We start from the raw sequence: 23,678 nt of genomic DNA on the forward strand, positions 1-23,678 counted from the left end.
GCTTTCTGAATGATGACAAAATAATTTCAAGGGCCTATAAAGCCCGGTCTAGAGCACCAGAATGGTGCACTCGTGGTTCGCAGCAAAGAGGTAGTTTATGGACAATTCTTCACTGTTCCAAGCAAGGTGGGCTTGGGGTCCCTTGATTCTCTGCACGGTTTTGCCCGTTGCGCTACTGTGTTTCTGGTTGTGGCCGTTTGGCCAGATCATCTGCCTGACTTTCGACGAATGGCTGTTTCACCTGCTCAATCGACCACTGGCCGACAATAACACCTGGCGTTACATCTGGACCGTCGGCAGCCTGCGTCCGTTCGATATCGTCGTCGGCCTGATCCTGCTCAGCCTGCTGATCCGCGGCGACTGGGTGTTCAAGGCCAGCCAGGTGCGCCAGGCCTTCTTCGGCTTCTTCGCCACCCTGGTGCTGCTGCTGGTGATTCGCGCCGTGTTCTCGAAATGGATGAACGCCATGGGCTGGCAGCACAACAGCCCGTCGATGGTGTTCAGCGATGCCATCCACCTCAGCGATTTCTACCCGCACCTGGAAGCCCGCTGGGAGCTCAAGGACCGCTCCAGCCAGAGCTTCCCCGGTGACCATGCCTCAGTGCTGCTGATCTGGGCGATGTTCATGAGCCTGTTCAGCCGCAAGCTGCTGCAGCAGCTGCTGATCTGGGCCCTGGCGCTGTTGTTCATGCTGCCACGCCTGGTGGCCGGTGCGCACTGGGGCCAGGACGATTACATCGGTGGCGTGCTGATGGCGGTGCTGGCCCTGGGCTGGAGCTGCTACACCCCGTTTGCCGCCAAGGCCAGCGCAGCCTTGATGCGCCTGACCGCACCGTTGTTCGACCTGCTGGCGCGGTTGCCGCTGCTCGGGCGCCTGAACGTGATCGACTCGCGCGCTTAACCGGCGCTGTCATGTAACTGATGCAGCTGGCGCCGCTGTTTCTTGGTGGGCCGGCCATCGGTACTGACACCCAGGGCGCCGGCCTTGCGCATAGCCGCAGCCTGTTCACGGCGGGCAATGCTCTGCGCGGTTTCCTCGTACAGCGCCTGGGCCTCAGGCGCGCCGCGGCGCACCACCGACAACGCCTTGACCACTACCGTGCGCTCGTCGAAGCCAGTGCGCAGCACGAACTCATCGCCCACCCGCGGTTCCTTGCCCGGCTTGCAGCGCTCGCCCCGGCAATGCACCTTGCCGCTTTCAATGGCCGCCTTGGCCAGCGCCCGGGTCTTGTAGAAGCGCGCCGCCCATAGCCATTTGTCCAAGCGGACCTTGTCGTCCTCTTCCGGCTTTTGTGCCATCACATTTCCCCACTTATTTTCGTAAAGAGAACTGTACTACCGTATCTGGCGGATGCAAAAAACACGCGGCGTGCTTACAGTTCACCGACCTGTCGCTCACGCCCATTCTGGAGCCTGACGACTTTCTACGCTGGTTGAGCATTTTGAAGACATTTGACCATTTGACCGTGATCGGCCTGCGCGAGTGGGTGGCCCTGCCGGACCTCGGCCTGGCCGGCTTGCGGGCCAAGATCGACACCGGCGCCAGCACCTCGAGCCTGCATGCCACCGAAGTCGAGCCCTTCGAGCGCAATGGCGAGCAGTGGGTGCGTTTCAATGCCCACCTGGGTTCGGTGGTACAACTGCGGCACCGGCGCTGCGAGGCGCCACTGGTGACGATGAAGACCATCAAGAGCTCCAACGGCCAGGCCCAGACCCGCTACGTCATCCGCACGCCGTTGGCGCTGGGTGACCGGGTGTGGGAGGTGGAGTTCACCCTGGCCTGCCGCAAGGCCATGCGCTATCGCCTGTTGCTCGGTTCCAAAGCCCTGATCCATGGCCAGTTGGTGGTCAACCCGGGGCTCAAGTACGTTCAGGACAAGCCGGCATTCCCGGCCACTATCACTCCCTCCACAGGTGTTGCATGAAGATCGCCGTGCTGTCGCGAAACCCGCGTCTGTATTCCACTCGTCGCCTGGTCGAAGCCGGTACCGAACGAGGCCATGAGGTGGTTGTGATCGACACCCTGCGCGCCTACATGAACATTGCCAGCCACAAGCCGCAGATCCACTACCGTGGCAAGCCGCTGGAAAACTTCGACGCGGTGATCCCACGGATCGGCGCTTCTGTAACCTTCTACGGCTGCGCGGTACTGCGCCAGTTCGAGATGATGGGGGTGTTCCCGCTCAACGAATCGGTGGCCATTGCCCGCTCGCGGGACAAGCTGCGCTCGTTGCAACTGCTGTCGCGTCGGGGGATCGGCCTGCCGGTCACCGGCTTTGCCCACTCGCCGGACGATATCCCCGACCTGATCCAGATGGTCAATGGCGCGCCGCTGGTGATCAAGGTACTCGAAGGCACCCAGGGCATCGGCGTGGTGTTGTGCGAAACCACCAAGGCAGCCGAGTCGGTGATCGAAGCGTTCATGGGCCTGAAGCAGAACATCATGGTCCAGGAATACATCAAGGAAGCCGGCGGCGCGGACATTCGCTGTTTCGTGGTCGGCGACAAGGTCATCGCCTCGATGAAGCGCCAGGCCAAGCCCGGTGAGTTTCGCTCCAATCTGCACCGCGGCGGCAGCGCCAGCCTGATCAAGATCACTCCGGAAGAGCGCATGACCGCCATCCGCGCGGCCAAGGTCATGGGCTTGAGCGTGGCCGGGGTGGATATCCTGCGCTCCAATCACGGCCCGCTGGTGATGGAGGTGAACTCCTCGCCGGGCCTGGAAGGCATCGAAGTCACCACCGGCAAGAACGTCGCCGGGATGATCATCGAGCATCTGGAGAAGAACGGCGGGCCGAACCTGACCCGCACCAAGGGCAAAGGCTAGCGCCTAGACCGCGTCGCGCGGCAGCATCAGGCCTAGCGGCAGCCTCACCCGCGCCTCCAGGCCGCCGCCTGAACGGTTGCGCAACTGCACATTGCCACCGTGCTGGGCGGCGATCCGCTTGACGATCGCCAGGCCCAGCCCGGTGCCCTTGCCGCTACGGGCACGGTCGCCGCGAATGAACGGGTTGAAAATGCCCTCCAGTTCGCCCGGGTCGATCCCGGCACCACGATCCAGCACGCTCAGCACCACATAGGGCGCACCACCCTCGCCCGAGACATAGGCCGCCACTTCGACACCCTTGCCGGCGTGATAGAGAGCGTTGCCAATCAGGTTGTTGAGCAGGCGCTTGAGCGACACCCGCCGCAGCGGGAATGGCGGTATCGGCTCCAGGCACAGGCGTACCTGCTCCTGCGGCTGGTTGAACGGCGCCACCACCTCGCGCACCAGCTCACTGAAGTCGACCTCTTCGACGGGCTCATCGCGACCATCGCGGATGAACGCCAGAAACTGGTCGAGGATCGCGTCCATGTCTTCGATATCGCGGACCATGTCGTCGGTCAGGTCGCTTTCGTTGGCCAGCAGCGACAGCGACAGGCGCAAGCGCGTCAGTGGCGTGCGCAGGTCATGGGACACCCCAGCCAGCATCAGCTCGCGCTCGCGCCCGGCCTGCTCGACATCCTCGGCCATCTGGTTGAAGGCGCGGTAGACCTCGGTCATCTCGCTGGGCGTGTCACTGATCGGCAGGCGCACACTGCGCCCCTGGCCCAGTTGCCGGGCGGCGAACACCAGGCGCTTGAGCGGCTGATTGAGTTGGCGCACGAAGATCCACGCCGAAGCGGTGGATAACAGGCCGATGGCCAGGAACCAGCCGAGCACGCTCCAGATCTTCTGCCCGCGCAGCGGATGCGGATACAGCGGCACCTTCAGCCACCCATCACCCAGGCTCGGCGCCCGCACCCACAAGGCCGGTGGTGCATGCACGCGCAGGCGAACTTCGGTATCGGCGCCCAGCTCGGCCTGCATCTGGCGCTGGTAGATCTCGCTGTACGGCCAGTGCTGTTCACCCTCGGGAACGCCGGAGCCCACCACGCGAATCAGCCCTGCCGCCTCGGCGATCTTGTCACGGTCGGACTCATCGGCGGCCCAGTAGGCACGCAGGGTCAGGGCAACACCGTGACTGTATTGCCGGTCGACCAGTACGTCCTCGTTCATCAGCAGGTACACCAGGGTCAGAGCCTTGGAGAACAGCACGACGATCAGCACCAGCCAGAGCGTGCGGGCGAAGAAGCTTTGCGGGAACCACAGGGGCGTTTTCATCGACAACGGCTACACACTTTGCGAGCGCGAGCGGGGCTCGCAGGCTTTGCGAAGTAGTGCACAGGCAAAAACAGGGCAACCCGAAGGTTCGCCCTGCTTGCGGTGAGCTACTTCTACAAACGGAACATCACTTGCTGGCATTGCCATCCGGCACGAACACATAGCCTACACCCCAGACAGTCTGGATATAGCGTGGCTTGGACGGGTCGGGTTCGATCATCCGGCGCAAGCGCGAGATCTGCACGTCGATGGAACGCTCTAGCGCGTCCCACTCGCGGCCACGGGCCAGGTTCATCAGTTTGTCGCGGGTCAGCGGCTCGCGCGCATGCATGACCAGCGCCTTGAGCACGGCGAACTCCCCGGTGGTGAGCATGTGCACTTCTTCGCCGCGCTTGAGTTCACGGGTGGCCAGCGACAGCTCGTAGTCGCCGAAAGTGACGGTTTCGTCCTCGCTGCCCGGCGCGCCCGGTACTGCCGGCGCCTGGCGGCGCAGCACGGCCTTGACCCGGGCCATCAGTTCGTCGGGGTTGAAAGGCTTGGACAGGTAGTCGTCAGCGCCCAGCTCCAGGCCCTTGATGCGGCTCAGCTCATCGCCCTTGGCGGTGAGCATGATGATCGGGATCTGGTTGTTCGCGGCGCGCAGGCGCCGGCAGGCGGTCAGGCCGTCCTCGCCAGGCAGCATCAGGTCGAGCACCACCAGGTTGAAGACTTCGCGGGCCAGCAAGCGATCCATCTGTTCGGTATTGGGTACTGCACGAGCACGATAACCCTTGCTGGTGAAGAATCGTTCCAGCAGGCTGCTCAGGCCCGGGTCGTCGTCGACGATGAGAATTTTTTCGCCTTCGGCGTTTTGTGCAGTGCTGCTCATGGATAGCTCCTCTAATCTCGGCACGCATTATGGCTTAGCCATCAGTGGCCGTGCCGTGTGCATTGTTAGCAGATTTTTCCCCGGGTGCCAGTGTTGCCCGGCCGACAACTGGCCCGCTGCTATCACCGCAAGCCGGACGCGCTGGGTATAATGCGCCGCTTTCAGCCAGCGCCGCATTGACCACAAGCGCTCTACAGCGCCCGCCCGCGGCCTTTGTATTCACAATTTGTCAGGTGGTTTTATGGACAGCATCAACAGCCGCATCGCCGAGGAACTCGGTGTCCGCCCACAACAGGTCGAAGCGGCCGTGGCTCTACTTGATGAAGGTTCGACCGTACCTTTTATCGCCCGTTACCGGAAAGAAGTCACCGGTAGCCTGGATGACACCCAGCTGCGCCACCTGGAAGAGCGCCTGCGCTATCTGCGCGAGCTGGACGAACGGCGTGTCAGCATCCTTGCCAGCATCGAAGAGCAAGGCAAGCTGACCCCGGAACTGGCCCGTGAAATCAAACTGGCCGACACCAAGACCCGCCTCGAAGACCTGTACCTGCCGTACAAGCAAAAACGCCGCACCAAGGGCCAGATTGCCCTGGAAGCCGGCCTCGGCGAGCTGGCCGACGGTTTGCTGAACGACCCGCAACTGAGCCCTGAAGCCGAAGCCGCACGTTTCGTTGATGCCGAAAAAGGCGTGGCGGACGTGAAGGCGGCCCTCGAAGGCGCCAAGTACATCCTCATGGAGCGCTTCGCCGAAGACGCCAGCCTGCTCGACAAGCTGCGCAGCTTCCTCAAGCAAGAGGCGGTGCTCAGTGCCCGCCTGGTGGCAGGCAAGGAAGAGGAAGGAGCGAAGTTTCGCGATTACTTTGAACACGACGAGCTGCTCAAGAGTGTGCCGTCGCACCGCGCCCTGGCGATTTTCCGTGGCCGCAACGAAGGCGTGCTGGCCGCTTCGCTGAAAGTCGGCGAAGAGCTGCCGGGCACCCTGCACCCGTGCGAAATGATGGTCGCCGAACGTTTCGGCCTGCAGAACCAGAACCGTCCTGCCGACAAATGGCTGGCTGAAGTGGTGCGCTGGACCTGGAAGGTCAAGCTCTATAGCCACCTGGAAACCGACCTGTTCGGCGAGCTGCGCGACAACGCCGAAGGCGAGGCGATCAACGTCTTCGCCCACAACCTGCACGACCTGCTGCTGGCCGCCCCGGCCGGCCCGCGTGCCACCCTGGGCCTGGACCCGGGTCTGCGTACCGGTTGCAAGGTCGCCGTGGTCGATGCCACCGGCAAGCTGCTGGACACCGCCACCGTCTACCCGCACGTGCCGAAAAACCAGTGGGACCAGACCATCGCCGTGCTCGCCGCGCTGTGCGCCAAGCACTCGGTGGAGCTGATCGCCATCGGTAACGGCACCGCCAGCCGCGAAACCGACAAGCTCGCCGCCGAGCTGATCAAAAAATATCCGGCATTGAAGATGACCAAGATCATGGTCTCCGAAGCCGGCGCTTCGGTGTACTCGGCCTCGGAGCTGGCGGCCAAGGAGTTCCCGGACCTCGACGTATCGATCCGCGGCGCCGTATCCATCGCCCGGCGCCTGCAGGACCCGCTGGCGGAACTGGTGAAGATCGACCCGAAATCCATCGGTGTCGGCCAGTACCAGCATGACGTTTCCCAGTTGAAACTGGCCCGTGGCCTGGATGCGGTGGTCGAGGACTGCGTGAACGCCGTCGGCGTCGACGTCAACACCGCCTCGGTGGCCCTGCTCGCGCGCATCTCCGGTCTCAACAGCACCCTGGCGCAGAACATCGTTGCCCACCGCGATGCCAACGGCGCCTTCAAGACCCGCGCCGCGCTGAAGAAAGTCAGCCGCCTGGGCGAGAAAACCTTCGAGCAGGCCGCCGGTTTCCTGCGCGTGATGAACGGCGACAACCCGCTGGACGCCTCCGCAGTGCACCCGGAAGCCTACCCGCTGGTGCAGCGCATTGCCGCTGAAACCGACCGCGACATCCGCTCGCTGATCGGCGACAGCGGTTTCCTCAAGCGCCTGGACCCGAAGAAATTCACCGACGAAACCTTTGGCTTGCCGACCGTCACCGACATTCTCCAGGAACTGGACAAGCCCGGTCGCGACCCGCGTCCGGAGTTCAAGACCGCCGAGTTCCAGGAAGGCGTCGAAGACCTCAAGGACCTGCAACTGGGGATGATCCTCGAAGGCGTGGTGACCAACGTCACCAACTTCGGTGCGTTCGTCGATATCGGCGTGCACCAGGACGGCCTGGTGCACATCTCGGCGCTGTCGGAGAAGTTCATCAAAGACCCGCGTGAAGCGGTCAAGGCCGGCGACGTGGTCAAGGTCAAGGTCATGGAAATCGACATTCCGCGCAAACGCGTCGGCCTGTCGATGCGCATGAGCGACACCCCGGGCGAGAAGATCGATGGCGCCCGTGGCAGCCGCCCGGGCTCGGCCCCACGCCAGCCAAGCGCTCCAGCCCGCGCCAAGGAAACCCCGGCCCCGGCCAACAACGCCATGGCCGCGCTGTTCGCCAACGCCAAGCAGTTGAAGAAGAAGTGATGACGGTTCCCGACGAAGTCGTCTTCAGCGCCTTCAGCCAACTGCTCGGCTGCCGCCTGCAACACCTGGAAGCAGGGGTTGCCGAGGTGGCCATGGCCCTGGAGCCGCACCTGCGCAACCGGGGCGGCAAGCTGCATGGCGGGGCGATCTTCAGCCTGGTGGACACCACCATGGGCCTGGCCTGCTCCAGTTCCCATGGTTTCGACCAGCAGAGCGTGACCCTGGAATGCAAGATCAACTACCTGCGCGCGGTCAGCGAAGGTGAAGTGCTGTGCGTTGCCCGGGTGCTGCATGCCGGGCGGCGCACGCTGGTGGTCGACGCCGATGTACTTCAGGGCGACAAACTGGTGGCAAAAGCGCAGGGGACATTCGTCGTCCTCTAGCCGCAAATGGCCAAACTGCGGTACTTTCGGCAGAGCGCAGGCGCTGCCGAAAGCCGGCCACAACCAGGCGACAACGCCAGTTCCTCTGTCCACCCTTGTAGACCGTCATCTCCACCCCCATATTGGGGCGACTGACGCGTGAAGGAATCCATCTTGAGCGAACTTCTCAACCGCCGCCTGAGCCTGCTCGGCCAAGGCGACAACCTCTCCCTGCTCAAGCAGTGCCTGCACGGCATCGAGCGTGAATGCCTGCGTGTGACCGAGGAAGGTCGTCTGGCCCAGACTCCGCACCCCGAAGCCCTCGGCGCGGCGCTGACCCACGAGCAGATCACCACGGACTATTCGGAGTCGCTGCTGGAGTTCATCACCCCAGCCCTGGCCGACCCGGCGCAGACCCTCGAAAGCCTGGAAAACATCCACCGCTTCGCCTACACCAAGCTTGGCAACGAGTTCCTCTGGAGCCCGTCGATGCCCTGCCCGCTGCCAGCCGAGGAAGACATTCCGATCGCCTGGTATGGCACCTCCAACATCGGTCAGCTCAAGTACGTCTACCGCAAGGGCCTGGCCCTGCGCTACGGCCGCACCATGCAGTGCATCGCCGGGATTCACTACAATTTCTCGCTGCCAGAAAAACTCTGGCCGCTGCTGCGCGCAGCCGAACACAGCACGGAAGATGATCGCGACTATCAGTCGGCGGCCTACATCGCCCTGATCCGTAACTTCCGCCGCTACAGCTGGCTGCTGATGTACCTGTTCGGCGCCTCGCCGGCCCTGGACGCCGGCTTTTTGCGCGGTCGCCCACACCAGCTCGAACAGTTCGACGCCGACACCCTGTACCTGCCCTACGCCACCAGCCTGCGCATGAGCGACCTGGGTTACCAGAGCAACGCCCAGGCCGGCCTGACGCCGTGCTACAACAACCTCGCCAGCTACACCGACAGCCTGCGCAAGGCGGTGGCCACGCCGTACGCGCCCTATGTCGAGATCGGTACGCACAAGGATGGCGAATGGGTTCAGTTGAACACCAACATCCTGCAGATCGAAAACGAGTACTACTCCAACATCCGCCCCAAGCGCGTCACCTACAGCGGCGAGCGGCCGATCCAGGCGCTGATGGCTCGCGGCATCCAGTACGTCGAAGTGCGCTGCCTGGACATCAACCCGTTCCTGCCAACCGGTATCGACTTGCCCGAAGCGCGTTTCCTCGACGCCTTCCTGCTGTTCTGCGCCCTGGAAGAAAGCCCGCTGCTGGGCAACCTGGAATGCGGCAACTGCACCAGCAACTTCCTTAGCGTGGTCAAGGAAGGTCGCCGTCCGGGCCTGGAGTTGCAGCGTGATGGTCAGCCGGTCGAGCTCAAGCAGTGGGCCGCTGAACTGCTCGAACGCATTGCGCCCCTGGCCGAACTGCTCGACCGCAGCCACGGCAGCGACGAACACGCCAAGGCCCTGCATGCGCAGAAAGCCAAGGTCAGCGACCCTTCCCTGACACCATCGGCGCAGGTGCTGGCGAGCATGACCGAGCACAAGGAAAGCTTCAGCCGCTTCGCCTTGCGGCAAAGCCAGGCCCATGCCGAGTTCTTCCGCGCCCAGGCCCTGGCGGCTGAACAGCAACAAGGGTTTGAAACGGCGGCTCGCGAATCCCTTGAGGCCCAGGCCAGGCTTGAACGCGAAGAAGACAAGGCCGACTTCGACCTGTTCGTCAGCGCTTACCAGGCGAGCATCCTGGCGATCAGCAACTGACATGACCCGCACCGCTACCCCGCGCAAACCCCGCGCCCGCAGCCAGGCGAGGATCGATTCGATCCTCGAGGCGGCGCGCACGCTGCTGGCCAGCGAAGGGGTGGCCAGCCTGTCGATCTACAGCGTGGCCGAGCGTGCGCAGATTCCGCCGTCATCGGTGTATCACTTCTTCGCCAGTGTTCCGGCCCTGCTTGAAGCACTCACCGCCGACGTGCACAGCGCCTTTCGCGCCTGCCTTGAAGCGCCGATTGATGCGGCGGCGTTGAACACCTGGCACGACCTCTCGCGCCTGGTCGAACAGCGCATGCTGGTGATCTACAACGAAGATGCTGCGGCGCGGCAGCTGATTCTGGCCCAGCATGGCTTGAGCGAAGTGACCCAGGCTGACCGCCAGCACGACATCGAGTTGGGCGACCTGATGCACACCTTGTTCGCCGAGCATTTCCAGTTGCCGGTGTTGCCGGATGATGTGGATGTGTTTGCTTTGGCCATGGAGCTGGGCGATCGGGTGTATGCCCGTTCGGTGCAGTTGCACGGGCAGATCACGCCGCGCATGGCCGAGGAAGGGATGCGGGTGTTTGATGCATACCTGGGCTTGTATCTGCCGCCTTTCCTGCCTAAACGCTGACGGCCTCATCGCTGGCAAGCCAGCGCCCACAGGGACTGTATACACCGAACCTTGTGGGAGCTGGCTTGCCAGCGATGCAAGGCTAAGCCTTGCCCTGGTAGTCAGAGCTTGGCAATCGACACTTCTGTCGACTTCACAAAGGCAATCACCTCACTGCCAATGGTCAGTTCCAGCTCGCGCACCGAGCGGGTGGTGATCACCGAAGTGACGATCCCCGAGGCCGTTTGCACATCGATTTCCGACAACACCGGGCCTTCGAGGATTTCCTTGACGGTGCCTTTGAACTGGTTACGTACGTTGATCGCTTTGATAGTCATCTGCTTGGTTCCTTACAGGTCAGAGAGCCCAACGCAATTGCGTCGGCAAAGGTGCGACAGGTTCCGGCTCGGGCGGTGTGCCCGGGATCGACAGAACCCGGTTGAGTACTTCGGTTTCCAGTGCGGCCAGGCGGTGTGAACCGCGTACCCGCGGGCGTGGCAGGTCGACGTTGAGGTCCAGGCCCACTTCGCCGTCTTCGATGAGGATCACCCGGTCGGCAACCGCCACCGCTTCGCTGACGTCGTGGGTAACCAGCAACACGGTAAAGCCATGCTGGCGCCACAGCCGCTCGATCAACTGCTGCATCTCGATACGGGTCAGCGCATCCAGCGCGCCCAATGGCTCGTCGAGCAGCAACAGGCGCGGCTGGTGAATAAGGGCGCGGGCCAGGGCCACACGCTGCTTCTGGCCGCCCGACAACGCCGCCGGCCATTCATTGGCACGCTCGGCCAGGCCGACCGCCTCCAGCGCTTCAAGGGCTCGCGGCCGCCAGTTGCCCGACAGGCCCAGGCCGACGTTGTCGATGACCTTCTTCCACGGCAGCAAACGCGCTTCCTGGAACATCAGCCGGGTGTCTTCCTGGGCTTCGCTCAGCGGCGCAGAACCTGCCAGTAGCTCGCCGCCACTGGGTTGCTCAAGCCCGGCCAGCAAGCGCAGCAAGGTGCTCTTGCCGCAGCCGCTGCGCCCGACAATGGCGACGAACTGGCCGGCCGGAATGTGCAGGTCGATGTCGCGCAGCACCTGACGCTGGCCGAAGGTTTTCTGCAGGTTCTGCGCCGCCAGCGGAATCCCGCGCAGCAGCCGCAGTGGTGGTTCCTTGAGGATGGTCATGCGCCCTCTCCCCTGCTCGGTTGATAGGCCGGATGCCAGCGCAGCCAGACTCGCTCAAGGCCGCGTGCGGCCAGGTCGGCAAGCTTGCCGAGCACGGCATAGAGGACGATGGCCAGCACCACCACATCGGTCTGCAGGAACTCGCGGGCGTTCATCGCCAGGTAGCCGATGCCGGCGTTGGCCGAAATGGTTTCGGCCACGATCAACGTCAGCCACATGAAGCCCAGGGCAAAGCGCACACCGACCAGGATCGATGGCAAGGCGCCCGGCAGAATCACCTGGCGAAACAGCTCAAAGCCGGACAAACCATAGCTGCGGGCCATTTCCACCAAGGCCGGATCGACGTTGCGGATGCCGTGGTAGGTGTTCAGGTAAATCGGGAACAAGGTGCCCAGGGCCACCAGGAAAATCTTCGCCGACTCATCGATGCCGAACCACAGGATCACCAGCGGGATCAGCGCCAGGTGCGGCACGTTGCGAATCATCTGCACCGAGCTGTCGAGCAGGCGCTCGCCCCATTTCGACAGGCCGGTGATAAAGCCCAGCGCCAGGCCGATGGCGCCACCGATCAGAAAGCCGACGGCTGCCCGCCAGCCGCTGATTGCCAGGTGGGTCCAGATCTCGCCACTGCGCACCAGCTCGACGCCGGCGCTCAATACCGCGCTCGGCGCCGGCAGGATCCGCGTCGACAGCCAGCCGAGGCTGACTGCCAGTTGCCAGACCGCCAACAACAGCAACGGCAGCGCCCAGGGCGCCAGGCGTTGCTGCCAGGGAGTGGATGAACGACTCATGGCCCGGCCCTCAGCGCTGCGCCGAGGATTTGGGCAGGATGTCGTTGGCGACCATCTCGCCGAACGGGCTCACGTAGCCACCGCTTTTCGGCAGCTCCGGGCGCTCCACATCCAGGTGCGGGAACAGCAGCTCGGCGACCCGGTACGACTCTTCCAGGTGGGGATAACCGGAGAAAATGAAGGTGTCGATGCCCAGCGCCGCGTATTCCTTGACCCGTTCGGCCACGGTCGGGCCGTCGCCGACCAGCGCTGTACCGGCACCGCCACGCACCAGGCCGACACCGGCCCAGAGGTTGGGGCTGACTTCCAGATTGTCGCGGTTGCCGCCATGCAGCGCGGCCATGCGTTGCTGGCCGACCGAATCGAAGCGCGCCAGCGAGGCCTGGGCCCGGGCAATGGTGTCGTCGTCCAGGTGCGAAATCAGCCGCTCGGCGGCCTGCCAGGCTTCGGCGTTGGTTTCACGCACGATCACGTGCAGACGGATGCCGAAACGCACAGTACGGCCTTGCTTGGCGGCCTTGGCGCGCACCTGTTCGATCTTCTCCGCCACCGCTGCCGGCGGCTCGCCCCAGGTCAGGTACAACTCGACCTGTTCGGCTGCCAGGTCCTGCGCGGCCTCCGAAGAGCCGCCAAAGTACAGCGGCGGACGCGGCTGCTGGATCGGCGGATAGAGCAGCTTGGCGCCTTTGACCTGTATGTGCTGGCCGTCGTAGTCGACGGTTTCGCCTTCCAGCACCCGGCGCCAGATGCGGGTGAATTCCACCGAGGCCTGGTAGCGCTCTTCGTGGCTGAGGAACAAGCCGTCACCGGAGAGCTCTTCCGGATCGCCACCGGTCACCAGGTTGAACAAGGCCCGGCCACCGGAAAGGCGATCCAGGGTTGCTGCCTGACGCGCCGCCACGGTCGGCGAAATGATCCCCGGACGCAGGGCCACCAGGAACTTCAGGCGCTGGGTCACCGGAATCAGCGAAGCGGCGACCAGCCAGGAGTCCTCGCAGGAACGCCCGGTCGGGATCAGCACGCCGCCAAAGCCGAGGCGGTCTGCCGCCTGGGCGATCTGCTGCAGGTAGCCGTGATCGACGGCGCGCGCGCCTTCGGCGGTGCCAAGGTAATGGCCATCGCCATGGGTCGGAAGAAACCAGAATACGTTGAGGCTCATTGGAGTTGTCTCCTAGGGGTGGCGCAGACCGGGGCGGCGCCCCGGCGCGGGCAAATCGTCAAGGGGCGCTGGCGACTTTGGCCGGCGGAGTCCAGATCACGTCCTTGATGCTCAACGGTTTGGGAATCAGCTTGAGCGTCTTGAAGGTGTCGGCGATCTTCTGCTGGGCGGCAATCACTTCCGGGGTAAGGAAAGCGGCGCCGTAGCCCTGGCGCTTGACCGAGGTCAGGGTGATGTCGGCAGGCAGGCCGAGCAGCGGCGCGACCTGGTCGGTGACTTCCTGTGGGTTGGCCTTGGACCACTCGCCCACTGCGCGCACTTCATCGACCAAGGCGCTGATCACTTCAGGGTGCTTCTGCGCGTAGGGCTTGGTCGCCAGGTAGAACTGATGGTTGTCGACGATGCCCTGGCCATCACGCAGGGTACGTGCCTGCAACTGCTGCTCGGCAGCGGCCTGGTACGGGTCCCAGATCACCCAGGCATCGACGCTGCCACGCTCGAAGGCGGCGCGGGCATCGGCGGGCGGCAGGAACACTGGCTGGATGTCGCTGTACTTGAGGCCGGCGTCTTCCAGGGCGCGGACCAGCAGATAGTGCACGTTGGAGCCTTTGTTCAGCGCGACCTTCTTGCCCTTGAGTTCCTTCACCGACTGGATCGGCGACCCTTTGGGCACCAGGATGGCTTCGCTGTGCGGCGCTGGCGGCTCGTAGGCGACATAGAGCAGGTCAGCGCCAGCGGCCTGGGCGAACACCGGCGGTGTTTCACCGGTTACCCCGAAGTCGATCGAGCCGACGTTCAAGCCTTCGAGCAGCTGCGGGCCACCTGGGAATTCAGTCCATTGCACCTGCACGCCCTGGGCGGCAAGGCGCTTTTCCAGCGTGCCCTTGGCCTTGAGCAGCACCAGGGTGCCGTACTTCTGGTAACCGATACGCAGGCTTTCAGCCTGGGCTTGAGTAATGGCGCCGAAGGACACAGCCGCAGCAAACAGAGCGACCAGACCACGACGCAAAATGACAGTGCGCATAGCGCTCTCCTTTGCTGTTGGGGTTCAGGCTGCACCTGCTTGCCCGTTGGCGGGCGAGTAAGGTGGGAATTACAGGTAGCGGGTGGTACGCCTCAGATGCTCCAGCGAGCACTGAGCAGACGTTCATTCAACACGCCCGGCGCAACCGGCTTGGGGCGACGCGCCAGGGCGCGGTGAAACAGTTCCAGCGATTCGAGCAGACGCTGCTCCAGGGCCGGCGCCAGTTGCGCGGCGGCGCTGCCTTCGCCGTAGGCGATCTGGCTATCGTCGGCGAAGATCCCTTGCAGGGTTTCCTCGGCCTTGAGTGCCGACAGCACCGGCTTGAGCGCGTAATCCACCGCGAGCATATGGGCGATGCTGCCGCCGGTTGCGATCGGCAGCACCACCTTGTGGCTCAGGGCACGCTCGGGCAGCAGGTCGAGCAGGGTTTTCAGCGCACCGGCGAACGAGGCCTTGTACACCGGGGTAGCAACCACCAGGCCATCGGCCTGTTCTACCAATTGCAGAAAGTGCTGCACCTTGGGGCTGTCGAAGCGCGCATGGAGCAGGTCTTCGGCCGGAAAATCCCGCACCTGGAAAGTCACCACTTCCACGCCCTGGCCTTGCAGCCACTGGCGGCTGCGCTCAAGCAGGACGCCGGAGCGCGAACGCAGGCTGGGACTACCACCGAGAGAAACAACCAGCATTGGAACGCATCCTTGATCGTGTTCTAGAGGGCCGCGAGTTGAAGTTCTCGCTGGAGTGGAGTGACCTTAACAGCTCGACATATATATCCATAAATCATATTTTTTCATTTGTTTATTCCTTTTTGACCTATAAGTGCATCGCGGGGCAAGCCCGCGCCTACAGGCCTTGGGGGCAATAAAAAAAGGGCCGTAAACGGCCCAAAATCCCTGCTATGGCTAAAGATCAACGATTGGGTTGCGGGGTCAGGCGCAGGTACGGCTTGACCGCCCGGTAACCCTTTGGAAAGCGGCGTTTGATTTCCTCTTCATCCTTGAGCGACGGCACGATCACCACCTCGTCACCGTCCTGCCAGTTGGCGGGGGTGGCGACCTTGTGGTTGTCGGTCAGCTGCAGCGAGTCGATCACCCGCAAGATCTCGTGGAAGTTGCGCCCGGTGCTGGCCGGATAGGTGATGGTCAGGCGGATCTTCTTGTTCGGGTCGATGACGAACAAGGAACGCACCGTCAGGGTGTCGCTGGCATTGGGATGAATCAGGTCGTAGAGGTCGGAGACTTTGCGATCGGCATCGGCCAGGATCGGGAAGTTGACGATAGTGTTCTGGGTTTCGTTGATGTCTTCGATCCAGCGGTGGTGCGAATCCACCGGGTCCACCGACAGGGCGATGGCCTTGACCCCACGCTCGGCGAACTGCTCTTTGAGCTTGGCAGTGAAGCCCAGTTCGGTGGTGCACACCGGGGTAAAGTCGGCCGGGTGAGAGAACAGCACGCCCCAGCTGTCGCCCAGCCATTCGTGGAAGCGGATCTTGCCGGCGCTGGAATCCTGTTCGAAGTCGGGGGCGATATCGCCGAGTCTGAGGCTCATGGTGCGGCTCCTTGGCTGAGTTCGTTATGGCTTCACTGTGCCTGCTTCGTTGTAAAATCAAAAAGAATAAATATCGATTTATTTATAACCAATAAATCTAATCTGGTGCAGGCAAAAAAAAGCCTCGCACTGGGCGAGGCTCTCGTTTCAACCAGACTTACATGAAGTTGTAAGTGTAGTTGAAGATCAGGCGGGTCTGATCCTGGTCGTCGATGCTCTGACCTTCACCACGGTAGCTACCATGGCGCAGGCTAGCGCCCAGACCTTTGAGGGTACCTTCCTGGATCACGTAGTCGACACGCGCATCGCGCTCCCACTCGTGGTAAGTACCGCCGCCCACAGGGTTCTTGACGTCGTCGCCACGCAGGTAGGCAACCGATGCTTTCAGGCCTGGAACGCCCAGGCGCGCGAAGTCATACGAGTACTGACCGAAGGTGGTGTTTTCACCTGCACGAGCAAACTGGTTGATCATGCTATCGGTGAACAGGTAGAAGCTGGCGCCAGCGGCGCCTTCATTGCGGCCATTGCCGTCAGTGACACTACCTTGGTTCAGCCAGACAAAGCCACCGTCATCACCGACTTGTTGATGACCCAGCATCAGCGCATGGCCACCCAGGGTGTAGGTGAACATGGCACTCCAAGTTTTGTTGTCGACCTCACCGGTATTTTTGGCATAGCCACCGTTGTTGTTGAAACGGTAGCCAACGTCACCGTTCTTGCCATCGCTGCTGCTATCGAAATAGCGCAGGTCGGTCTTGAACGACTGATCGTTGCCGATCGGGTAAACGTGAACCAGGCCCAGGAAGTGCTGCTTGTAGAAGTCTTCCAGGTTCGAGTAGTAGTACTGCAGGGTCAGGTCTTTGGTGACCTTCCAGTCGCCACCAGCGAACTGGAACTTGTTACTGTCCTCGGTGGCACCTGCAACAGACAGACCAGTACGGTTGCTCGATGCACGACCCATAGCATGAGTCAGTTGACCGGCGTTCAGCGTCAGGTTGTCGATTTCTTTCGACTGAATTGTGCCGCCTTCAAAGGTCTGTGGCAGCAGTCGGCCGTCGTTGGACACCAGGATTGGCAGGTTAGGCGCCAGGGCGCTACCAAAGTGAGCTTCAGTCTTGGAGAAACGGGCCTTGGCGTTACCACCAATGCGCGCCCACTGGCTGGAAGCCGAACCATCGGTATCGCTTGGGAAGAAGCTGCTGTTATCAGGGTGACGACCACGGCCGCCATCCAGGTGGATGCCCCACAGCGCCTGGACGTCAACGCCGAAACCTACGGTACCTTCGGTGAAACCCGACAAGTAGTCGAGCTTGAAGCCCTGACCGACTTCACGGTTGTCACCACCACGGTTGTTGGCCGGAGTGTGAACTTCGCGGTTGTCGTTATTGAAATACATGGTGCGGGAACTGAGCGACAGCTTGCTGTCTTCAACGAAACCGGCAGCACCCGCTTGCTGGGCCAGAACCCCAACGGCCACGGCAAGTGCCAAGGTGGACTTGTACATGTTTTGCTCCTCTACGTTCTAATTCTTGTGTGTCGCTTACGGCAGGATCTTTGTGTCCCGCTCGACGTCGATTGGCGATTAGCACCAAAGGGTGACCGTCTAGTCAATCGTAACCATTCATTTCACTACTTTGGTCTAATGCGCCAACGGTGGGGGTGAAGGATAATGACAATCGTATAAATCCAAAAAGACTTATTTCGTAATTTTTCAGATTATTGCGGAATATGATCCAAATTTTTCTCCGCTGCCGTTATCGGCACCTAAGCTAATTCCTAAAGGGTATTGGGAAGCGGCTTTTTAGACCGCATAGCTTTGTCGAACCGTCCCCTTTCGGCAGGGCAGCCCCATGGCCCGACCATCATTGCCTTTCCCCTGTGCCCCGGCCTTGACCAGCATCACGTTTGGCGCCCAGGCCGATGAAGCCAGCACCTTCCCAGAGCCTTAAATCAATTGGCTCCTAAGCTAATGCAAAAAAGTTATTTATTTTAACTTTCTTAGATCATCTAGTCTTATTTCACCCCAACACAACCGCCCGCCTGACAAGGAGTTCACCATGACCCTGCATGCTCCCCTGCGCCTGTTCGCCGCTCTGACCCTGGCCGGCACCAGCTGGTTTGCCCAGGCGGCCGACCTGACGGTGGCCTACCAGACCACCGTGGACCCGGCGAAAGTCGCCCAGGTCGACGGTACCTACGAGAAAACCAGCAAGGCTGACATCGACTGGCGCAAGTTCGACAGCGGCGCCGACGTGATCACCGCCGTGGCCTCTGGCGATGTGCAGATCGGCTACCTCGGTTCCAGCCCGCTGGCCGCTGCCGCGACCCGCAAGCTGCCGGTGGAAACCTTCCTGATTGCTACCCAGATCGGCGCCGCCGAAGCCCTGGTCGCCCGCGATGGTGCCGGCATCAATTCGCCGCAGGACCTGATCGGCAAGAAGATCGCCGTGCCGTTCGTATCCACCGGTCACTACAGCCTGCTGGCCGCGCTCAAGCAATGGAACATCGACCCGGCCAAGGTGCAGATCCTCAACCTCGCACCACCGGCAATCATCGCCGCCTGGAAGCGCGGCGACATCGACGCCACCTACGTCTGGGACCCGGCCCTGGGCGTGGCCAAGGAAAACGGCAAGGTGCTGATCACCTCCGGTGAGCTGGCCGCGAAAGGCGCACCGACCTTTGACGCCTGGATCGTGCGCAAGGACTTCGCCGCCAAGCACCCGGAGATCGTCAAGGCCTTCGCCAAGGTCACCCTGGATGCCTACGCCGACTACCGCAAAGACCCGCAAGCGTGGCTGGCGAACAAGAGCAACGTCGACAAGCTGGTGAAGCTCTCCGGCGCCAAGGCGGCTGACATCCCCGGCCTGCTGCAAGGCAACGTGTTCCCGCTGGCCGCCGACCAGGTTGCAGCGCTGGGCGCACCGACCACCCAGGCGATCACCGACACCGCCACCTTCCTCAAGGAGCAAGGCAAGGTCGAAGCGGTGCTGCCGGACTACGCGCCATACGTCAGCGCCAAATTCATCGCCAACTGAGACTCGGAGCAGACCATGGCCCTGTTACAACTGGAGCGCATCAGCGCACAGTACCCCGGCGCGGCCGAGCCGGTGCTGGCCGATATCAACCTGAGCCTGGGCCCGCAGCAATTGCTGGTGGCCCTCGGCCCTTCGGGCAGCGGCAAGACCTCGTTGCTCAACCTGATTGCCGGTTTCGTGGCGCCCAGCAGCGGCCGCATCACCCTCGACGGCGTACCGGTGCAAGGCCCCGGCGCCGAGCGCGGCGTGGTGTTCCAGGACGATGCGCTGCTGCCCTGGCAAGACGTGCTGGCCAACGTCGCCTTCGGCCTGGAGCTGGCCGGGGTGCCGCGTGCCGTGAGGGAAAGCAAGGCCCGCGAGATGCTCGCCCTGGTCGACCTGGCGGAGTTTGCCAGCCGGCGGATCTGGCAGTTGTCCGGAGGCCAGAAGCAGCGCGTGGGCCTGGCCCGGGCCCTGGCTGCCGACCCGCGGGTACTGCTGATGGACGAGCCGTTCGGCGCGCTGGATGCCTTTACCCGCGAACAGATGCAGGAGCTGCTGTTGCAGGTCTGGCAGCGTACCGCCAAGCCGGTGTTCCTGATTACCCACGACATTGAAGAGGCGGTGTTCCTCGCCACCGAACTGGTGTTGCTGGCCCCGAACCCTGGGCAGATCGTCGAACGCCTGCAATTGGATTTCGGCCAGCGCTACAGCGCTGGTGAATCAGCCCGCGCGATCAAGTCCGACCCGCGCTTTATCGAAACCCGCGAGCACGTGCTGGCCCGGGTGTTCTCCCAACGCAGTGCCGTTACGCGGCAGGAGTTCGCATGAGCAGCCTGGATGTCCCGGTCGCGGCCAAACGTGCCACCAGCCAAATCGCGCCGAGCACACTCCGGCGCAGCCTGAACACCCGCTGGATCAGCGGCCTGACCCTGGCCACGCTGCTGTTGCTGTGGTGGGCGGTCACCGCCGCCGAATGGATCGAGCCGCTGTTCCTGCCCTCACCCGCAGCGGTGTTGAGCAAGGCCTGGTTGCTGCTGACCCAGGGCTACATGGAATCAACCTTGTGGCAGCACCTGGGTGCCAGCCTGCAACGTATCGGCCTGGCTCTCGGTGCGGCGATCGTCACGGCGATTCCGATTGGTATCGCCATCGGCCACAACCGCATTGCCCGCGGCATTCTCGACCCGCTGATCGAGTTCTACCGGCCGATTCCGCCCTTGGCTTACCTGCCGCTGATCGTGATCTGGTGCGGCATTGGCGAGCTGTCGAAGGTGCTGCTGATCTACCTGGCGATCTTCGCCCCGATCGCCATTGCCACCGCTACCGGCGTGCGTACCGTCGACCCGACCAAACTGCGCGCCGCGCAGTCGCTGGGGGCCACGCGCTGGCAGTTGATTCGCCATGTGATCCTGCCCAGCGCCCTGCCCGACATCCTTACCGGTGTGCGCATCGGCCTGGGTGTTGGCTGGTCGACCCTGGTGGCGGCCGAGCTGATCGCCGCCACCAGCGGCCTGGGGTTCATGGTCCAGTCGGCCGCGCAGTTCCTGGTAACCGACGTGGTGGTGCTGGGCATCCTGGTGATCGCCTTGATTGCCTTCGCCCTGGAGATGAGCTTGCGTGCCCTGCAGCGCAAGCTGGTGCCCTGGCACGGCCAGAGCCATTGACAACGGATAGAGAACAACCATGAGCCTGACCATTACCCCGCTGAGCCCTGCCCTCGGCGCACACATCAGCGGCATCGACCTCAGCCGCGAAATCAGCCAAGAACAACGCGACGCCATCGAACAGGCGCTGCTCAAGCACCAGGTGCTGTTCTTCCGCGACCAGCCGATCAACCCACAGCAACAGGCCGAATTTGCCGCCCGTTTTGGCGACCTGCATATCCACCCGATCTACCCGAATGTGCCGGAAACGCCACAGGTGCTGGTGCTCGACACCGCCGTCACCGACGTGCGCGACAACGCCATCTGGCACACCGATGTGACCTTCCTGCCGACCCCGGCACTGGGTGCGGTGCTCAGCGCCAAGCAACTGCCGGCCTACGGCGGCGACACTTTGTGGGCCAGTGGCATAGCTGCCTATGAGGCGCTGTCGGCACCGCTGCAGCAGCTGCTCGCCGGCCTCACCGCGACCCACGACTTCACCAAGTCGTTCCCGCTGGAGCGCTTCGGCACCACCCCGGAAGATCTGGCGCGCTGGGAAGCGGCGCGGCGCAACAACCCACCGCTGTCGCACCCGGTGATCCGTACCCACCCGGTGAGCGGACGCAAGGCGCTGTTCGTCAACGACGGCTTCACCACCCGCATCAATGAACTGAGCGAGGCTGAAAGCGAGGCGATTCTCAAGCTGCTGTTCGCTCACGCGACCCGCCCGGAGTTCACCATTCGCTGGCGCTGGCAGGAAAACGACGTGGCGTTCTGGGATAACCGCGTGACCCAGCATTACGCGGTGGACGACTACCGGCCGACACGGCGGGTGATGCACCGGGCGACGATTCTGGGGGATGCGCCGTTTTAAAGATCCATCGCGGCGCTACCATCGCTGGCAAGCCAGCGATGAGGCCAGAACAATCAACGCACCAGATGCAAGAACTGCATATGCCGCTCGTACTGATCGAGGATATCGTTGATGATCTGCTCCTTGCTGTAGCCAACCAGGTCGTAATCCTGGCTGCCTTCGCTCAGGTGCACTTCGGCACGGTAGTAGCGGCGATTCTTCAGCTCCTGGGTACCCAGGCCGCCCAAGGCAAAGGACGGTGTGAAGTAACCGCGCATCTGCACCTGGTAAATGAACGGCTGCTCTTCACCATGGCCGATCTTCAAACTGACGTTGTCGTGGCTCGGATCCTCCTGGGTGATGACATGCAGGCCCTTCTCGCCAAACACTTCAGTCACCTCGGCAATCGCCGGACGCACCACGTCATCCATGAAGCGGTACACCTCATCGCGTGACGGGAAATGCACGGCCTGGCTCAAGCGCTGACGCCAGCCGCCCCGGCCACGCCGTGAGTTGGCGAACGGCGCCAGCGAATGCAGCTGGGCAATCTGGCGTTGCGACTCCAGGTAGAACGCCTTGTGCAGCCCCCACATCATCAACAGCAGGATCACCGAGAACGGCAGCGAGGTGAGCACCACCGCCGACTTCAGCGAATCGATACTGCCGGCAAACAGCAAGGCGCTGGTAACCAGCGCGGTCATCGCGCCCCAGAACACCCGCAGCCAGTTCGGCCCATCTTCGTCGGCGTTGCCGCCCTTGGCCGAGAGGGTCGAGAGCACTACGGTGCCGGAGTCGGCGGAGGTAACGAAGAACACGAAGCTGATAAACACCGTAACGGCAATCACCGCCTTGCTCCACGGGTAGGTTTCCAGCAGCAGGTAAAGGGTCATCGACGGGTTGTCGAGGGCCGATTGCCCCAGCGCGGTCATGCCGTGGTCGAGCACCTGGGAGATGGCGCTGTTGCCGAAGATCGACATCCACGCCAGGGTGAAGCCCAGCGGGATCAGCAGCACGCCGAAGACGAACTCGCGAATGGTCCGGCCGCGGGAAATCCGCGCGATGAACAGGCCGACAAACGGCGCCCAGGCAATCCACCAGGCCCAGTAGAACACGGTCCAGCCACCCAGCCACTCATTGGCCTGGTTGTAGGCATAGACATCGAAGCTCTTGCGCGGCAAGGCGCCGAGGTAGTCGCCGAGGTTCTGGATCAAGGTGTTGAACAGGTGCTGGGTGGGCCCGGCGAACAACACGAACAGCAGCAGCGCGCAGGCCAGGAACATGTTGATATCGGACATCACCCGCACGCCCTTCTCGACCCCGGCAACTGCCACGGCGACCGCCGCGCCCATCATCAGGGTGATGAGGATCACCTGCACCCACTGGGTATGGGGCACGCCGAACAGGTAGTCGAGGCCCGAATTGAGGTGCAACACGCCAAAGCCCATGTCGGCGCCCAGGCCGAACACCGTGGCGATGATGCCGAAGCCGTCCACGGCATAGCCGATCGGGCCGTTGATGCGCTTGCCGATCAACGGATACAGCGCCGAGCGCAGGGCCAGCGGCAAGTTATGCCGGTAGGCGAAATAGGCCAGGGCCATGCCGACAAACGCGAACACCCCCCAGCCATGCAGGCCCCAGTGCAGGAACAGCAACTGCATCGCCTGGCGCCCGGCCTCGACCGTGCCGGCCTCGCCTTGCGGCGGCTGGAGCATGTGCGTCAGGGGTTCGGAGACGCAGAAGAAGAACAGGGTAATGCTGATACCCGCTGCGAACAGCATGCCGGCCCAGGACAGGTAGCTGAACTCGGGCTCGTCGTGGTCGGCACCGAGCTTGATCTTGCCGTAGCCAGACAAGGCGGTGACCACCACGAAGACCAGATACAGCGTCATCGCCAGCATGTAGTACCAGCCAACGGTGTTGGCCGCCCAATTCTGCGCTGCCAGCAACCACTCGCCGGCCGCTTGCGGATTGCTGATGACCACCAGGCCGAATATCAGGATAAAGCTTGCCGCGAAGTAGAAAACCGGCGGGTTCATGCGGATCTTGCCGCTGGAGACGGGGCTGGGTGCACTCATCGATTGTGCACCCCGCCGAGGGGGGAGAAGCTTGGATTGAACGGGTTCAGCAAAGGGTTTCCTCCTGTTGAACACCGGCAGCGGACCACCGTTTTA

23 protein-coding genes are annotated in these 23,678 nt (G+C 62.8%); 11 read left to right on the forward strand and 12 right to left on the reverse strand.

Features of this window, described 5'->3' with window-relative positions; all coding sequences use genetic code 11:
- Positions 1-97 precede the first annotated feature (97 nt).
- Positions 98-901, forward strand: a complete 804-nt coding sequence (locus tag KHO53_RS09175) for a phosphatase PAP2 family protein (protein ID WP_010221237.1) — start codon at positions 98-100, stop codon at positions 899-901.
- Here KHO53_RS09175 and KHO53_RS09180 read toward each other — a convergent pair.
- On the reverse strand, positions 898-1,299 hold the full coding sequence (locus KHO53_RS09180; protein ID WP_010221236.1) for an RNA-binding S4 domain-containing protein: 402 nt from the start codon (positions 1,297-1,299) through the stop codon (positions 898-900). The two genes, KHO53_RS09175 and KHO53_RS09180, sit on opposite strands and share 4 nt — an antisense overlap.
- Positions 1,300-1,442: 143 nt before the next feature.
- Here KHO53_RS09180 and rimB point away from each other — a divergent pair, with 143 nt between their 5' ends.
- Both rimB and rimK read left to right on the forward strand, forming a co-directional pair.
- The gene (gene rimB / locus KHO53_RS09185) at positions 1,443-1,925 is read left to right on the forward strand and encodes a retropepsin-like aspartic endopeptidase RimB (protein WP_010221235.1); all 483 of its coding nucleotides are present in this window, start codon (positions 1,443-1,445) and stop codon (positions 1,923-1,925) included.
- Entirely contained in the window at positions 1,922-2,827 is a 906-nt protein-coding gene (gene rimK, locus KHO53_RS09190) for a 30S ribosomal protein S6--L-glutamate ligase (protein ID WP_010221234.1), read from the forward strand. The genes rimB and rimK overlap by 4 nt, the downstream gene beginning before the upstream one ends.
- A gap of 3 nt (positions 2,828-2,830) precedes the next feature.
- Here rimK and KHO53_RS09195 read toward each other — a convergent pair whose 3' ends face one another.
- Positions 2,831-4,144 (reverse strand): ATP-binding protein, encoded by a 1,314-nt coding sequence (locus KHO53_RS09195; RefSeq protein ID WP_010221233.1) that lies wholly within the window; start codon positions 4,142-4,144, stop codon positions 2,831-2,833.
- Between the two features lie 127 nt (positions 4,145-4,271).
- Complete coding sequence (gene ompR, locus KHO53_RS09200) at positions 4,272-5,012, reverse strand: osmolarity response regulator transcription factor OmpR (RefSeq protein WP_010221232.1); 741 nt, start codon at positions 5,010-5,012, stop codon at positions 4,272-4,274.
- Between the two features lie 241 nt (positions 5,013-5,253).
- On the opposite strand from ompR, the gene KHO53_RS09205 reads away from it, so the two are divergent.
- The 4 genes from KHO53_RS09205 to KHO53_RS09220 all read left to right on the forward strand — a co-directional run bounded on the left by KHO53_RS09205 (position 5,254) and on the right by KHO53_RS09220 (position 10,323).
- Entirely contained in the window at positions 5,254-7,572 is a 2,319-nt protein-coding gene (locus KHO53_RS09205; protein ID WP_213570231.1) for a Tex family protein, read from the forward strand.
- Positions 7,572-7,955: a PaaI family thioesterase gene (locus KHO53_RS09210; protein WP_010221230.1), complete on the forward strand. Its 384-nt coding sequence runs from the start codon at positions 7,572-7,574 to the stop codon at positions 7,953-7,955. Before KHO53_RS09205 ends, KHO53_RS09210 begins: the two co-directional genes overlap by 1 nt.
- Positions 7,956-8,108: 153 nt before the next feature.
- Entirely contained in the window at positions 8,109-9,695 is a 1,587-nt protein-coding gene (gene gshA / locus KHO53_RS09215) for a glutamate--cysteine ligase (protein WP_010221229.1), read from the forward strand.
- Between the two features lies 1 nt (position 9,696).
- The gene (locus tag KHO53_RS09220; RefSeq protein ID WP_010221228.1) at positions 9,697-10,323 is read left to right on the forward strand and encodes a TetR/AcrR family transcriptional regulator; all 627 of its coding nucleotides are present in this window, start codon (positions 9,697-9,699) and stop codon (positions 10,321-10,323) included.
- A 101-nt stretch (positions 10,324-10,424) separates the two neighbouring features.
- On the opposite strand, the gene KHO53_RS09225 is transcribed toward KHO53_RS09220, so the two are convergent.
- The 8 genes from KHO53_RS09225 to KHO53_RS09260 form a co-directional block, all read right to left on the reverse strand.
- Positions 10,425-10,640, reverse strand: a complete 216-nt coding sequence (locus KHO53_RS09225; RefSeq protein WP_010221227.1) for a TOBE domain-containing protein — start codon at positions 10,638-10,640, stop codon at positions 10,425-10,427.
- Between the two features lie 19 nt (positions 10,641-10,659).
- The gene (gene ssuB, locus KHO53_RS09230; protein WP_010221226.1) at positions 10,660-11,472 is read right to left on the reverse strand and encodes an aliphatic sulfonates ABC transporter ATP-binding protein; all 813 of its coding nucleotides are present in this window, start codon (positions 11,470-11,472) and stop codon (positions 10,660-10,662) included.
- Positions 11,469-12,263, reverse strand: a complete 795-nt coding sequence (ssuC, locus tag KHO53_RS09235; RefSeq protein WP_010221225.1) for an aliphatic sulfonate ABC transporter permease SsuC — start codon at positions 12,261-12,263, stop codon at positions 11,469-11,471. The genes ssuB and ssuC overlap by 4 nt, the downstream gene beginning before the upstream one ends.
- A 10-nt stretch (positions 12,264-12,273) precedes the next feature.
- The gene (ssuD, locus tag KHO53_RS09240; RefSeq protein ID WP_010221224.1) at positions 12,274-13,422 is read right to left on the reverse strand and encodes an FMNH2-dependent alkanesulfonate monooxygenase; all 1,149 of its coding nucleotides are present in this window, start codon (positions 13,420-13,422) and stop codon (positions 12,274-12,276) included.
- 58 nt (positions 13,423-13,480) lie between these two features.
- A complete protein-coding gene (locus KHO53_RS09245) occupies positions 13,481-14,446 on the reverse strand; it encodes a sulfonate ABC transporter substrate-binding protein (RefSeq protein WP_010221223.1) in 966 nt (321 codons plus the stop codon).
- 92 nt (positions 14,447-14,538) lie between these two features.
- On the reverse strand, positions 14,539-15,132 hold the full coding sequence (gene ssuE, locus KHO53_RS09250; protein WP_010221222.1) for an NADPH-dependent FMN reductase: 594 nt from the start codon (positions 15,130-15,132) through the stop codon (positions 14,539-14,541).
- 223 nt (positions 15,133-15,355) lie between these two features.
- Positions 15,356-15,994: a peroxiredoxin gene (locus KHO53_RS09255; protein ID WP_036994929.1), complete on the reverse strand. Its 639-nt coding sequence runs from the start codon at positions 15,992-15,994 to the stop codon at positions 15,356-15,358.
- Between the two features lie 157 nt (positions 15,995-16,151).
- Complete coding sequence (locus KHO53_RS09260; RefSeq protein ID WP_213570232.1) at positions 16,152-17,498, reverse strand: OprD family porin; 1,347 nt, start codon at positions 17,496-17,498, stop codon at positions 16,152-16,154.
- A 553-nt stretch (positions 17,499-18,051) separates the two neighbouring features.
- Between KHO53_RS09260 and tauA the strand changes: the two genes are divergently transcribed.
- From tauA to tauD, 4 genes are read left to right on the forward strand one after another with little or no spacing between them, the layout of a single operon-like run.
- Complete coding sequence (tauA, locus tag KHO53_RS09265) at positions 18,052-19,029, forward strand: taurine ABC transporter substrate-binding protein (protein WP_036994925.1); 978 nt, start codon at positions 18,052-18,054, stop codon at positions 19,027-19,029.
- 15 nt (positions 19,030-19,044) lie between these two features.
- On the forward strand, positions 19,045-19,839 hold the full coding sequence (gene tauB, locus KHO53_RS09270; protein ID WP_213570233.1) for a taurine ABC transporter ATP-binding subunit: 795 nt from the start codon (positions 19,045-19,047) through the stop codon (positions 19,837-19,839).
- Positions 19,836-20,675, forward strand: coding sequence for a taurine ABC transporter permease TauC (tauC, locus tag KHO53_RS09275; RefSeq protein WP_010221217.1), 840 nt, complete (start codon positions 19,836-19,838; stop codon positions 20,673-20,675). The genes tauB and tauC overlap by 4 nt, the downstream gene beginning before the upstream one ends.
- Before the next feature lie 19 nt (positions 20,676-20,694).
- A complete protein-coding gene (gene tauD / locus KHO53_RS09280; RefSeq protein ID WP_159389307.1) occupies positions 20,695-21,528 on the forward strand; it encodes a taurine dioxygenase in 834 nt (277 codons plus the stop codon).
- Between the two features lie 53 nt (positions 21,529-21,581).
- Here tauD and betT read toward each other — a convergent pair whose 3' ends face one another.
- Positions 21,582-23,543, reverse strand: a complete 1,962-nt coding sequence (betT, locus tag KHO53_RS09285) for a choline transporter BetT (RefSeq protein ID WP_174242344.1) — start codon at positions 23,541-23,543, stop codon at positions 21,582-21,584.
- Between the last annotated feature and the right edge of the window lie 135 nt (positions 23,544-23,678).

It is taken from the genome of Pseudomonas sp. RC2C2 (assembly GCF_018390435.1).
Taxonomy (GTDB): Bacteria; Pseudomonadota; Gammaproteobacteria; order Pseudomonadales; family Pseudomonadaceae; genus Aquipseudomonas; species Aquipseudomonas donghuensis.